Genomic DNA, 13,111 nt, shown 5'->3' with positions numbered 1-13,111 from the left:
GGTCCTGTTGATATGGGTAAAACCCCGCAACATAACGTTTTGGCGGGATATTTTCCTTTTAAGCCCTGTTGACAACTTTCGGCCGCACGGGGCGGTTATCAACAGGACGGCGGTTATGCACAGTTATCCACACGCCGTCAACAGGGTTGTCTCATTTCAATAGCGCCTGCCTGATATCGTCCACCATCTTGAACAGTTTCTGATCGTCGTGCAGCGCCTTGTCGATCTTCTTGGTGGCATAGATGACCGTCGAGTGGTCCTTGCCGCCGAACTTCGAGCCGATGTCGGGGTAGGAGGACTTGGTCATGTCCCGGCAGAGCCAGATGGCTATCTGGCGTGCCTGTACCAGGTTTTTCTGCCGTTTCTCCGATTTCAGATCGGCTATCTTGATGCCGAACTGATCCGCCACCGCTTTTTGTATCAATTCTATGGTGATCTCTTTGCGCCGGTCGCCCAGGATGTCCTTGAGGCTTTCCTTGGCCATTTCCAGGGTGATGGGGATGTTCTGCAGGCTGCTGTAGGCGCCGAGCCTGATCAGCATGCCTTCCAACTCGCGTATGTTTCTCGTATCGCTGGAAGCGAGAAAATAGGTGACATCGTCGGGAAGGCGGATCTTGGTCACTTCCGACTTTTTCTTGAGAATGGCGATCTTGGTTTCCAGGTCGGGAGGTTGAATATCCGCGATCAGCCCCCATTCGAAACGCGAGCGGAGACGTTCCTCCAGGTCCGATATCTCCCGGGGGAACTTGTCGGAGGTGATGACGATCTGTTTGTGGGCCTCGTGGAGGGCGTTGAAGGTGTGGAAAAATTCCTCCTGGGTCCCGGTTTTCCCGGATATGAACTGGATATCGTCGATGAGGAGCACATCCACGTTTCTGAACAGGTTTCTGAACAGATCCATCTTTTTGAGACGGAGGTGGTTCACCATCTCGTACATGAACTTCTCCGCCGAACAGTAACAGACGTTCAGCGAGGGTGACGTACTGCGGATGGTGTGCCCGATGGCGTTCAACAGGTGGCTTTTGCCCAGGCCGACGCCGCCGTAGATGAAGAGCGGGTTATAGGTATCGGCCGGATTGTGGGCCACCGCCATGGCGGCCGCGTGGGCAAAGTGGTTGCCGGTGCCGCTGACGAACAGATCGAAGGTGTATTTGGAGTTGAGGGGGGTAATGGTCGAGTCCAACTGGGCGCTCTTCGCCTGTTCGGCATCTTCCTGGTGCCCCTTGATGATGAGGTCTTCCGCTAAAAGGTCTTCGGTCTCCCTGGTGTGGTCCCTGACCACGAAGGCGAGCGAGAGGTTGTGTCCCGAAGTCACCGACAGGGCGCCGAGGATGACCTTCTGATAGTTCTCTTCCAGCCAATCCTTGAAAAACGAGGTGGGAACGGAAAGGTAGACCGTAGTGCCATCGTGATGGCTGTAGCTTACCGGCTTGATCCAGGTGGCAAAATCTCGCTCGGAAAGAACTTTTTCCAGATTTTCGGCGGCTTGTTGCCAAGCTTCATGCATATTCACATCACATTCTCATTATCAAAGGGATGGCGGTTCAGTGGGGTTATCCACAATGGTCGCAGGTGACAGATTACCAGTGGTATGAGCTGCTTTTACGTCGCGGACCCTTATGAATATCAACAGTTATCAACATAATTTTCAACACCTGTTGATAACTTATAACACAATAAAATCAAAAAGTTATGCATACTTTGCTGAATATTAAGGACTTTTTTCGGCTAGGGCAGATTAACAGAGGCCGGGCCATTTTTCAAGGCAAAACACCTGGGAGCGAACGCTCCGGACGAGTAATAATTTTCTTGACAATTTCAAGGTGATATGATTAAAAACTCATTTCCTGATACAATTACTTAGAGGAGCGTATGATATGAAAAGAACATTCCAGCCCAGCAACACTTCCCGCAAGCGTACCCACGGCTTTTTGGTGCGCATGTCCACCAAGAACGGCCGTCTCGTGATCAAGCGCAGAAGGGCCAAAGGGCGTAAGAGCCTGTCCGTTCGCATTGCAACCAAGTAATACTTGTGGGAGAGCGGAGCGCCGGCTGTTTCCAAAGTCGGCTCGGCTGAGGAAGCGTTTCGAATTCCTCAGGCTTTTGGACTCTCCCCACAAGTTTGCCACCAAGGGGTTCCTTGTCGTCTGGCAGGAAAATGACGGCGGCCAGGCGCGCCTGGGGGTCACGGTCAGCAAAAAGGTCGGCTGTGCCGTGGTTCGCAACAGGATCAAGCGATATACCAGAGAAACATTCAGGCAGGTGCGGCTCCTTCTACCGTGCGTGGATTTGAATGTCGTGGCACGACGCGAGTCTGCGGCGATGGACTTCGGCGCTGTCCGACGAGAACTTGAAAAGGCCTTCAGGCATATCGGCACATCCCCATGCTCAAGCGCGTTGCGCTCATCGTAATCAGGCTGTACCAGAAGCTGCTCTCGCCGCTTCTTCCGCAGACCTGCCGGTTTTATCCCTCCTGTTCCGAGTATTCCCGCGAATCAATTATACGGCATGGCGTTGTCAGGGGCGTTTGGCTTACCCTGGTCAGGCTCTGCAAATGTCACCCCTTTCATCCGGGCGGGTTCGATCCGGTACCTTAATCAAGAGAGCACCACTGGAGCTTTTATGGAAAAGCGCGCATTCCTGGCAGTCATTCTTTCAATAGCGGTTTTCTACGTTTTTACCACGGTCTTCGGCCCGGGAAAAACACCGATCCCGCCTAAAACCACCCCTGCAGCCAGCTCCGCCGCGCCGTCGGCGGCCCCGGCCGTTGAGCAACCGGCCCAGCCGGTCCCGTCACCGGCAACCGGCGCCCCGGCCCAGGCTGCCCCGTCACCTCAGACCGTTGCCAAGGACGTGACGGTGGAGACCGGTCTCTATACGGCGGTTTTCTCCGGGCGGGGCGGCAGCCTCAAGAGCCTGACCCTCAAGAAGTACCGCGAACAGAACAGCCCGACTGCCCCGCTCGTGGTTCTCGGGACCAGCGGCGGCTCCTCGCTCTTCACCTTCTCCACCAGGGGGGCCGGCTTCAACCTCCCGGACGGCACCGTCTTCGTGCCGGATGCCGACGCCCTGGCCCTGGTCGGCGGCGAGAGCCGCCAGTTGACGTTCAATTACGTGTCGGGCCAGGGATTCACCGTGCGCAAGGTCTACACCTTTACCGGGGACTCCTACGGCATCAAGCTGGACACCCAGGTGTTCAACAACTCCGCTGCCCCCCTGGTCGGGACCATCCAGCAGGTGATGACCTATCCGGCCGAGCACAAGGTTAAGGACAACCGCCTGGATACGGCCGGTTCGTACCTCTACTCCGACAACGGCCTCAAGGCGGACAAGGCCAAGGATGTGGCCGCGGCTTCGAAGAAGTATGACCGGGCCGTCCTGTGGGCCGGCTTTGCCGACAAATATTTCCTGAGCGCCCTCCTGGCCGAGAAGGGGAGCATCGCATCCGTCGAATTGAAAAAGAACGCAGCCGGACTCCTCGAGTCCGTCGCCTCGGCCCCGCAGTTCACGATCAATCCGGGCCAGGCCGCCACGGTGACCCAGCGGCTGTTCGTCGGCCCCAAGGATATCGACATCCTCAAGGCCCAGGGCAATGCGCTGGAACAGTCCCTCGACCTGGGGTGGTTTGCGGTCATTGCCAAGCCGCTCCTGTACACCCTCAAATACTTCTACCGCTATGTGGGCAACTACGGCATCGCCATCATCATCATCACCATCATCCTCAAGGCGCTGTTCTTCCCCCTGACCCACAAGAGCTACAAGTCCATGAAGGGGATGCAGAAGATCCAGCCGGAGATGAACAAGATCCGCGAGAAGTACAAGAACGACCGTGACGCCATGAACAAGGCGGTCATGGAACTGTACCGCGACCACAAGGTCAACCCCCTGGGGGGCTGCCTGCCCATGGTCGTCCAGATCCCGGTGTTCTTCGCCCTCTACAAGGCGCTCATGTTCTCCATCGAGCTGCGCCATGCGCCGTTCTTCTTCTGGATCACCGACCTCTCCGACAAGGACCCCTATTACGTCACCCCGGTCATCATGGGGGTCACCATGTTCGTGCAGCAGAAGATGACCCCCTCCCAGATGGACCCGGTCCAGCAGAAGATGATGCTGGCCCTGCCGGTGGTGTTCACCTTCATGTTCCTGAGCTTCCCCTCCGGCCTGGTCCTGTACTGGCTGGTGAACAATATCCTGACCATCGGCCAGCAGATGTATATCAACAAACTGGTCAAGGATTGACGACCGCCGTGGGTTACGGCACAGTCGAAGCGCCCCTGCACCGCACGGGCGCTTTTTGCTTTAACAGGTTGTTGAAAAACAGCCATCTCGCCGCCATCCTCGAAAGCCCTTTTGTGCGGCGTAGCGCCCCTCATCCTATCCTTCTCCCAAAGGGAGAAGGGATACCGTTACCCTCTCCCTCCGGGAGAGGGTGGCCAAAGGCCGGGTGAGGGCCTCCGCAGGACTTGTCTAACGGGTACGACGATCTGACTATTTTTGAACAACCTGAGTTTTTGAACAACCTCCTAGGGACACCGTGCATGGACTACATCGCCGACCTGCATATCCATTCCCCCTTTTCCCGGGCCACCAGCCCGGAGAGCAGCCTGGCCGGCCTGGCCGGCTGGGCGCGGGTCAAGGGCATCCAGGTGGTCGGCACCGGCGACTTCACCCACCCCGGCTGGTTCCGCCGCCTCAAGGAGGAGCTGGAGCCGGCCGAGCCGGGGCTGTTCCGCCTGAAGAACGAGGCCGCCGTCGCTTCCCCGCTGCCGGGGGTGGCGCCCCTTGCCGGCCCGGTACGCTTCCTCCTCTCGGCGGAGATCAGCAGCATCTACAAGCGCCACGGTGTGGTGCGCAAGGTCCACAACCTGCTCTATGTGCCGGATTTTGCCTCTGCCGAGCGGCTGAACGCCAAGCTGGCCGGCATCGGCAACATCGAGTCCGACGGGCGTCCCATCCTGGGTCTGGATAGCCGCAACCTGCTGGAGATCCTGCTGGAAGAGGCGCCCGAGGGCTTCCTGGTGCCGGCCCATATCTGGACCCCCTGGTTCTCCCTGTTCGGTTCGAAATCCGGCTTCGACGCCATCGAGGAATGCTTCGACGACCTGACGCCCCACATCTTTGCCCTGGAGACCGGGCTCTCGTCCGACCCGGACATGAACCGGCTCATATCCGGCCTGGACCGTTTCGCCCTGATCTCCAACTCGGACTGCCACTCGCCCTCCAAGCTGGGGCGCGAGGCCAACCTGTTGGCCACCGACCTTGATTTCTTCGCCCTGCGGGACGCCATCAAGGGGAACCGGCGGGATACCTTCCGGGGCACGGTGGAGTTTTTCCCCGAGGAGGGTAAGTACCATGCCGACGGCCACCGGGCCTGCCATGTGTGCCTGGACCCCGTGGAGAGCCGCAGGCTCGGATTGCGCTGCCCGGTCTGCGGCAGGCCCCTGACCATCGGCGTCTTCCATCGGGTGATGGAGCTGGCCGACCGGGAGAAGCCGCTCTACCGCCATGACTCGCCCGAGGTGTTCAGCCTCATCCCGTTGCCCGAGGTGCTGGGGGAGATCGTCGGGGCCGGACCGGCCTCCAAGGGGGTCATGGAACAGTACCGCCGCACCATCGGGCTGTTCGGGTCCGAATTCAACCTGCTCTTGCACGTCCCCCTGGACGAGATCCGCCAGGCCTCGCCGATCCTGGGAGAGGCCGTGGGGCGTATGCGCGCCGGCAATGTCATCCGCACGCCCGGTTTCGACGGCGAGTACGGCGTGATCAGGGTTTTCGAGGAGGGGGAGGTCGGGCGGCTGGCCGGCCAGGGGAGCCTGTTCGGCGACGGCCCACCGCCGCGCCGCCGGAAAAGGAAGGCCGAGGCCGTGGCGTTGCCGGCGTTCGCCGCTGCCGGGGAGCCCGTGGACGACGTTCCGGGGGCGGCCACCGGCCCCAACCCGGAGCAGGCGGCAGCCATCGCCGCCACGAGCCGGCATGTCCTGGTGGCGGCCGGACCGGGCACCGGCAAGACCTCTACCCTGATAGCGCGTATCGCGGCGCTGCTGGAGGCGGGAAGCGACCCGTCCCGCATGGTGGCCGTCACCTTCACCGTCAAGGCGGCCGACGAGGTGCGCGAGCGGCTGCTGAAGCGGGTGGGACCGGCCGCCGAAGCGGTCTTCGTGGGAACCTTCCACCGATTCTGCCTCGACCGGCTCCGCCACGAGACGCCCGGCCTTGCGGTGGTCGGCCCGGAGGACCGGGAGCGCCTGTTCAAACGTCTCTTCCCGGATCTGGGTGCGGCGGAACGCAAACGTCTGGGCGAGGAGTTGGCCGGCCATTTCGTGCGGCCGGAGGGCGCAGCCACTGAACCTATCCGGCGCTACCTGGGCGAACTGGACCGCCTCGGTGCCCTGGACCTGGACGCCGTCATCCCGGCGTTCGCCCGGCGGCTGGGCGGGGAGCCCGAACTGCGCCGCCGGGTTTGCGGACCGGTGGAGCATCTGTTCGTGGACGAGTTTCAGGACCTGAACGCCAGCCAGTTCGACCTGGTATGCATCCTGGCCGACCAGGCCCGCGTCTTTGCCATCGGCGATCCCGACCAGGCCATCTACGGCTTCCGGGGGAGCGACCCAGAGTTTTTCTTCCGCTTCGGCGGCATGGCCGGTGTCGAGCGGATCTCCCTGACCCGCAACTACCGCTGTCCCGTCCCGGTCATCGCCGCGGCAACGGCGGTCATCGCCCATAACGGCCGCCGCAGCGGACTGCCCCTGGTCGCGGCTTCCGAACGGCGGGGGGGCATCGAACTGCACACCGCGCCGTCCGGGGCGGCCGAGGCCGAATTCATCGTGCGCCGCATGGAGGAGCTGCTGGGGGGGATCGAGCACTTTTCCATCAATTCCGGCCGGGGGGGCGATGGCGGAACGGGAAGGGGCTTGAGCTTCGGCGACATGGCCGTACTCTTTCGGCTCGGCAGACAGGCCGAGGAGATCTCTGCCGCCCTGGCGCGACGCGGCATCCCGTTTCAGCAGGTGGGGGTGCCCCCCTTTTACCTTGCTGCGGAGATACGGCCGGCCTACTATTGGGTGCAGGCTGCCGCCGGGTCGGAGACCATAGCCGAGTGGCTGCAACTGGCAGGCGCCCTCCCGGGCATCGGTGCGGCAAGCATCGGCCGCCTGGAGGCGGCGCTCCCCCTGACGGGGGATTTTTTCGCCTCCCTTGCTCCCCTCGACCTCTCCCGGGCAGTGCGCGGCGGGATCGTTGACCTGATGCAGGCCCTGGACCGGTTCCGCGCGGCCGCGGCCGACAACGGCCTTGCCGCGGCGTTGCTCCCGGTCCTGCCGTTGTTCGCCCTTGATCAGGCTCACGCCGCCACCGCGAGATTCCTGGAGCTGGCCGGCAGTTTCGGCCACGATCTGCCGGGCTTCGCCACCCACCTGCGCCGCTACGCCGAAGCAACGGTCTACGACGAGCGGGCCGAGGCCGTGGCCCTCATGACCCTGCACGCCGCCAAGGGGCTGGAGTTTCCGGTGGTCTTCCTGGCCGGCGCCGAGGAGGGGCTCCTCCCGTGCACCCTCTGGCGCGACGCGGATACGGAGGAGGAGCGGCGGTTGTTCTATGTCGGCCTTACCCGCGCCAAGGAGCGTCTGCTCCTGACCGCTTCCGCCAACCGTTCCTGGGCGGGTCCCGCCCCCGCCAGCTGTCACGGTTTATCGCCGAGATCCCGGGGCCGTTGCTGGCGGAGGCGCAGGCCGGGCCGGGCAGAAAAGCGAAAAGGACCGGGGGGCCGGGTCAGATGGACCTGTTTTGACGCCCCGGACCCAACAAGGAAGCAGCCATGTATATTGAGGACACCATCGCAGCCATCAGCACCCCCCAGGGGGAGGGTGGCATCGGCATCGTGCGGATCAGCGGCAGCGGGGCAGAAGCCATCGGCCTGCGGCTCTTCCGCTTCCGCAAGGGTGCGGTATTCGTCAGCCACTTCCTGCACTATGGTGCCGTGGTGGCGCCCGATGACGGGGCCGTGCTGGACGAGGCCATGGCCGTCCTGATGCGGGCGCCCCATTCCTACACCCGTGAGGATGTGCTGGAGTTGCACTGTCATGGCGGGATGCTGGTGGTGGAACGTGTCCTGGCCGCGGTCCTGGCCTGCGGCGCGCGGCTGGCCGAACCAGGGGAGTTCACCCGCCGGGCCTTTGTCAACGGCAGGATCGACCTGGTGCAGGCCGAGGCGGTCATGGACGTGATCGCCGCCAAGACCGAGGCGTCCCTTGCCCTTGCCCAACGCCAGCGGGCCGGTGCGCTCTCCGACAGGATCGAGGCCATCCGCCACGGCTTGACGAAAAGACTGGCCTTTGTGGAAGCCTTTATCGATTTCCCCGAGGACGACATCGGCGAGGCCGACACCGTGGCCCTGCGGGCGGGTGTGGGCGAGGCCCTGAACGAGATCGGCACCCTGCTGACCGGTTTCGATGAAGGGCGTATCCTCAGGGAGGGGATTTCCGTGCTGATCGTCGGCAAGCCGAACGCCGGCAAGTCCAGCCTGCTCAACCGCCTGCTCAAGGAAAACCGCGCCATCGTCACCCATATCCCCGGCACCACCCGCGACATCATCGAGGAAACGGTGAACCTGGGGGGGCTGGCGGTGCGTCTGCTGGACACGGCCGGCATCCGCCACACGGATGATGTTGTGGAGCGGGAGGGGATCAGCCGCACCCTGGACAAGATTCCCCAGGCCGATCTGGTGCTGTTCGTCCTGGATTCGGCGCGCCCCTTCGGCGACGAAGACCGGCTGATCCTGGATGCCGTGCAGGGGAAAATCACCATAGCTGTTTTGAACAAGAGCGATCTCCCCCCGGCCCTTGATCTCCCCTCCGGCATGGGAGAGATGCCCTGCGTCGCCCTGTCCGCCGGCACCGGCGCGGGCATCGATGAGCTGCGCGAGGTGATCCGCACGACCTTCCTGCACGGAGCGGCCCTGGACAGCCGCGAATTCGTGGCCATTTCCCGAGCCCGTCATCGCGACGTCCTGGTCTCGGCCCGGTCGGCACTCCACCGGTTTCTCTCCGGCCTGGACGAGGGGCGCGAGCTGGAAACCCTGGCCATTGATCTGCGCGACGCCCTGTCCGCCGTGGGGCAGGTCACCGGCGAAACCACCACGGACGATCTCCTGGACGTGGTCTTTTCGTCATTCTGCATAGGTAAATGATATTCCTGTTTCACGTGAAACATGGTGAGAGCCTGGAACCGTGACGCCTCCCTGTCTCTCTGGCCCGGAAGGCCTCTGCCGTTGCGCTTTGAGAGTTTGCGGCATCGGACGGGGAACGGGCCAGGTGACGGGGCTGGTACGACATGGCGGCGTGCGGTCCCGGCTCTTCCGGATACTGCGGCTTTCCGGCATCACGGATTCAGGCGTGTTTCACGTGAAACATGGCGACGATTTGAACCTGTGGCGTCTCACCACCTCCGCTGGCCCGGATGGTCTCTGCCGCCGCGTTTTAGGGGTTTGTGGCACCGCGAGGGGGCGGGCCGCGTGAGCGGGCTGGCACGACACGGCGGCGTGCAGGCTCCGGTTCTTCCGGATACTGCGGCATTCCGGCGTCACGGATTCAGGGAGGATATTGATGCACTGCTATGAAACCATATATGACGTGATCGTGGTCGGGGCCGGCCATGCCGGCTGCGAGGCCGCCCTGGCGGCAGCCCGCATGGGCTGTTCCACACTGCTTTTGACCATCAATCTGGACGCGGTGGCGCTCATGTCCTGCAACCCGGCCATCGGCGGTCTCGCCAAGGGGCACCTGGTGAAGGAGATCGACGCCCTGGGGGGGGAGATGGCCCGGAACATCGACGCCACCGGCATCCAGTTCCGCATCCTCAATACCCGCAAGGGACCCGCGGTGCGCGCCTCCCGCGCCCAGGCCGACAAGCAGCTTTACCGGCTGCGCATGAAGCGGGTGCTGGAGCAGCAGGACAACCTGTACCTCAAGCAGGGGGAGGTGACCGGGCTCTACCTGGAGGGTGAGGAGCTGCGCGGTGTGGACACCCGCGCCGGCATCCGCTTTCTCGGCACGACGGTCGTCCTGACCACCGGCACCTTCATGCGCGGCCTGATCCACATCGGCCTGACCAACTACCCTGGCGGCAGGGCGGGGGACCTGCCGTCGGTGGGGCTTTCCGACCAGCTCGGACAGCTCGGCTTCCATGTGGGGCGGCTCAAGACCGGCACCCCGGCGCGCCTGGACGGGCGGACCATCGACTTCTCGCGGCTGGAACCCCAGTACGGGGACGACCCGCCGGCGCCGTTCTCCTTCGCCACCGAGCGCATCATCCTGCCCCAGGTGCCGTGCCATATCGCCTACACCAACCCACGCTCCCACGAGATCATCCGCTCCGGCCTGGACCGTTCGCCACTGTACGCCGGGGTCATCGAGGGGGTCGGGCCCCGCTACTGTCCCTCCATCGAGGACAAGGTGGTGCGTTTTCCCGACAAGGAACGCCACCAGACCTTCATCGAGCCGGAGGGGTTGGAGACCGTGGAGGTCTACCCCAGCGGCATGTCCACCTCGCTCCCCATCGATATCCAGATACCGTTTTACCGCTCCATCGAGGGGCTGGAGCGGGTGGAGATCATGCGGCCGGCCTATGCCATCGAATACGATTACGTGGACCCGATCCAGTTGCGCGCCTCTCTTGAAACCAAGCTGATCCGCAACCTCTATCACGCCGGGCAGATCAACGGCACCTCGGGCTACGAGGAGGCTGCCGGGCAGGGGCTGATGGCAGGGATCAATGCCGCCTTGCGGGTCAAGGGCAGGGACCCGTTGGTGCTGGGCCGCAGCGAGGCCTACATCGGGGTGATGATCGACGACCTGGTCACCCTGGGTACCAAGGAGCCGTACCGCATGTTCACCTCGCGGGCCGAGTACCGCCTGCTGCTGCGCGAGGACAACGCCGACATGCGCCTGCGCGAGAAGGGGCACGCCGTGGGTCTGGTGCGTGACGAGCTCTACGGCAGCTTCCTGCGGAAACGGGAGATGATTGCCGCAGAGCATGAGCGGATCTGTTCCGGCCGGCTGGCCATGAATGACCGGGAACTGGAATTTTTGGCCCGGCACGGCTTGGGGGACATCCAGAAGGGCACCACCCTGGAGCAATTGCTCAGGCGCCCCGAGATCACCTACGGGGAGCTGGCGGAATTCGACGACGTTTCACGTGAAACGTCCCCCGAGGTGCGCGAGCAGGTAGAGATCCAGGTGAAATACCAGGGCTATATCGAGCGGCAGCTCGAACAGGTGGAGCGGGCGCACAAGCTTGAGGGTACGCAGGTGCCTGAAGATCTGGACTACTTTTCCATCAACGGGCTCACCACCGAAGTGCGGGAAAAACTGGCCAGGAATCGCCCCGGCACCCTGGGCCAGGCTTCACGCATCCCGGGCGTGACGCCGGCCGCCATCTCGGTGCTGTCCATTGCCCTGAAGACGAGGAGCGGGAAACAGAGCGGCCGGGAAGCCGGGACGGAGGGTTCGTGATTCGTCGCATACTGGAACAGGGGGCGCGGGAGATTGGCCTGGAGATTCCGGAGGAGCATATCCAGGCCTTCGAACTCTTTGCCGACCAACTCAAAAAGTGGAATCGCAAGATCAACCTCACCGCCATCGTCTCCGATGAGGAGATTGCGGTGAAGCACATCATCGATGCCCTGGTGTTTGCCGGATCCGTCCGTGACGGTGAGCGGGTGCTGGATATCGGCTCCGGGGCGGGGGTGCCGGCCATCCCCCTCAAGATTGTCAAGCCCGCGCAGCCGGTCACCTCCGTGGATGCGGTCGGGAAAAAGATCCTCTTCCAGCGGCATGTGGCCCGTCTTTTGAAATTCTCCGGCTTCGAGGCCGTTCACGCACGGGTGGAGGAGTTGTGCCGCACACGGGGCCACGGCTTCGACCTGATTACCTCCCGGGCCTTTTCGCGCCTGGAACAGTTCGTCGCCCTGGCTGCACCGCTCTTGGTGGAGACCGGGCGGTTGGTCGCCATGAAGGGGCCGGGCGTCGCCGGGGAGATCCGGGCGGATGAGGAGCGTCTCGCCGCCCTGGGGTTTGAAATCGTGTCGGTCACACCGTACCGGCTGCCCTTCGACAAGGGGGAGCGCAACCTGATCGAGATTGTCTCCCGCAAAGCCGCTTAAAATGGGCATTCGCGAGATGAAATCCCAAAATGGCCCGCTGGCGCTGTTTTGGGAGGTGATCCATATGCATGACAGTCTTGGTCATCAAAGTGCGTTCTGGGCCAAATTTGGGCGTTTTGCCCGGGAAGCCGCCGGAAACCGGCCTTTTGGCATAGAATGAAGTTGCAGCCGGGCCGATTCTGCACTAAAGTGACAGTAGCAGGCAGTACATTTACGATTGGAGATGAGCCATGAAGAAAATCATCTGTCTCTTGATGATGGCGGCGCATCTTTCCGCGTGCGCCACCTACGAGAGCCGTTCGGTTTCGTTCCGGCCGCCCCAGGACTACGTAAACTACCAGGACGTTGCCGGGATGCAGGTGGGGGCAGAGGCCTTTGTCGACCGGCAGCAGGCCGAAGACGCGTTTGGCTTCAATGTCCGGGATGCCGGACTTTTGCCCGTGCTGGTCGTCATCGACAACAAGAGCGGCCAGGGGATCGAGGTCGTGTCCGGCCAGACCTTTCTGATCGACAATTCGAACCGCTACTGGAAGCTCCTCTCCAACCGCGAGGCCGTGGACCGGGTCGATAAGGCTACCCAGGCGGGGGCCATCACCAGCGGGGCGGGCAAAGGTGCTGCCTGGGGGGCCGCAGCCGGCGCGCTGCTGGGCTTGGCCATAGGGATCGTGTCCGGCCATGATGCCGGCTCGTCCCTGGTCAAAGGGGGCGTCCTGGGTGGGGTGGGCGGTGCCGTCATCGGCGGCGCCTCCAAGGGCGACGACCGGGAACGGGAATACAAGATCGCCGACGACGTCCGTGAAAAAGGGATGGAAGGCAAGATCATGGCCGCCGAGGCCCTGGCCTCCGGCTTTATCTTCTTCCCGGGCGAGGCGGAATCGGTCAAGGAACTCCGCCTCCAGGTCCGGTTCCGCGAGAGCGGCACGGTGCGCACGCTCAACCTGAGGCTCAAATAGA

Annotated in this window: 10 protein-coding genes and 1 pseudogene; 10 read left to right on the top strand and 1 reads right to left on the bottom strand. The window is 62.9% G+C overall.

Features of this window, described 5'->3' with window-relative positions:
* Positions 1-151 precede the first annotated feature (151 nt).
* The gene (dnaA, locus tag FO488_RS18315; RefSeq protein WP_149211881.1) at positions 152-1,507 is read right to left on the bottom strand and encodes a chromosomal replication initiator protein DnaA; all 1,356 of its coding nucleotides are present in this window, start codon (positions 1,505-1,507) and stop codon (positions 152-154) included.
* Positions 1,508-1,877: 370 nt separating this feature from the next.
* On the opposite strand from dnaA, the gene rpmH reads away from it, so the two are divergent.
* The 10 genes and pseudogenes from rpmH to FO488_RS18270 all read left to right on the top strand — a co-directional run bounded on the left by rpmH (position 1,878) and on the right by FO488_RS18270 (position 13,110).
* Entirely contained in the window at positions 1,878-2,027 is a 150-nt protein-coding gene (gene rpmH, locus FO488_RS18310) for a 50S ribosomal protein L34 (protein ID WP_149211880.1), read from the top strand.
* The gene (rnpA, locus tag FO488_RS20735) at positions 2,014-2,412 is read left to right on the top strand and encodes a ribonuclease P protein component (RefSeq protein ID WP_149211879.1); all 399 of its coding nucleotides are present in this window, start codon (positions 2,014-2,016) and stop codon (positions 2,410-2,412) included. The genes rpmH and rnpA overlap by 14 nt, the downstream gene beginning before the upstream one ends.
* A complete protein-coding gene (yidD, locus tag FO488_RS18300) occupies positions 2,385-2,597 on the top strand; it encodes a membrane protein insertion efficiency factor YidD (protein ID WP_149211878.1) in 213 nt (70 codons plus the stop codon). The genes rnpA and yidD overlap by 28 nt, the downstream gene beginning before the upstream one ends.
* A gap of 25 nt (positions 2,598-2,622) precedes the next feature.
* Positions 2,623-4,239, top strand: a complete 1,617-nt coding sequence (gene yidC, locus FO488_RS18295) for a membrane protein insertase YidC (protein ID WP_149211877.1) — start codon at positions 2,623-2,625, stop codon at positions 4,237-4,239.
* 299 nt (positions 4,240-4,538) lie between these two features.
* Positions 4,539-7,580 (top strand): annotated as a pseudogene (locus tag FO488_RS20730) (UvrD-helicase domain-containing protein); the annotation flags it as partial.
* A 233-nt stretch (positions 7,581-7,813) separates the two neighbouring features.
* Positions 7,814-9,184 carry a tRNA uridine-5-carboxymethylaminomethyl(34) synthesis GTPase MnmE gene (mnmE, locus tag FO488_RS18285; RefSeq protein ID WP_149211876.1) on the top strand — a complete coding sequence of 457 codons (1,371 nt, stop codon included), beginning with the start codon at positions 7,814-7,816 and terminating at the stop codon, positions 9,182-9,184.
* A gap of 415 nt (positions 9,185-9,599) precedes the next feature.
* Complete coding sequence (mnmG, locus tag FO488_RS18280; protein WP_149211875.1) at positions 9,600-11,507, top strand: tRNA uridine-5-carboxymethylaminomethyl(34) synthesis enzyme MnmG; 1,908 nt, start codon at positions 9,600-9,602, stop codon at positions 11,505-11,507.
* Positions 11,504-12,157: a 16S rRNA (guanine(527)-N(7))-methyltransferase RsmG gene (gene rsmG / locus FO488_RS18275; RefSeq protein WP_149211874.1), complete on the top strand. Its 654-nt coding sequence runs from the start codon at positions 11,504-11,506 to the stop codon at positions 12,155-12,157. The genes mnmG and rsmG overlap by 4 nt, the downstream gene beginning before the upstream one ends.
* Before the next feature lies 1 nt (position 12,158).
* On the top strand, positions 12,159-12,317 hold the full coding sequence (locus tag FO488_RS19550; RefSeq protein ID WP_168206099.1) for a hypothetical protein: 159 nt from the start codon (positions 12,159-12,161) through the stop codon (positions 12,315-12,317).
* 70 nt (positions 12,318-12,387) lie between these two features.
* Positions 12,388-13,110 carry a glycine zipper family protein gene (locus FO488_RS18270; protein WP_149211873.1) on the top strand — a complete coding sequence of 241 codons (723 nt, stop codon included), beginning with the start codon at positions 12,388-12,390 and terminating at the stop codon, positions 13,108-13,110.
* The last annotated feature ends 1 nt before the right edge of the window (position 13,111 follow it).

It is taken from the genome of Geobacter sp. FeAm09, from assembly GCF_008330225.1.
Lineage (GTDB): Bacteria > Desulfobacterota > Desulfuromonadia > Geobacterales > Pseudopelobacteraceae > Oryzomonas.
The sequence above is the reverse complement of the archived record's forward strand: the minus strand, read 5'-3'. Positions and strand labels throughout refer to the sequence as shown.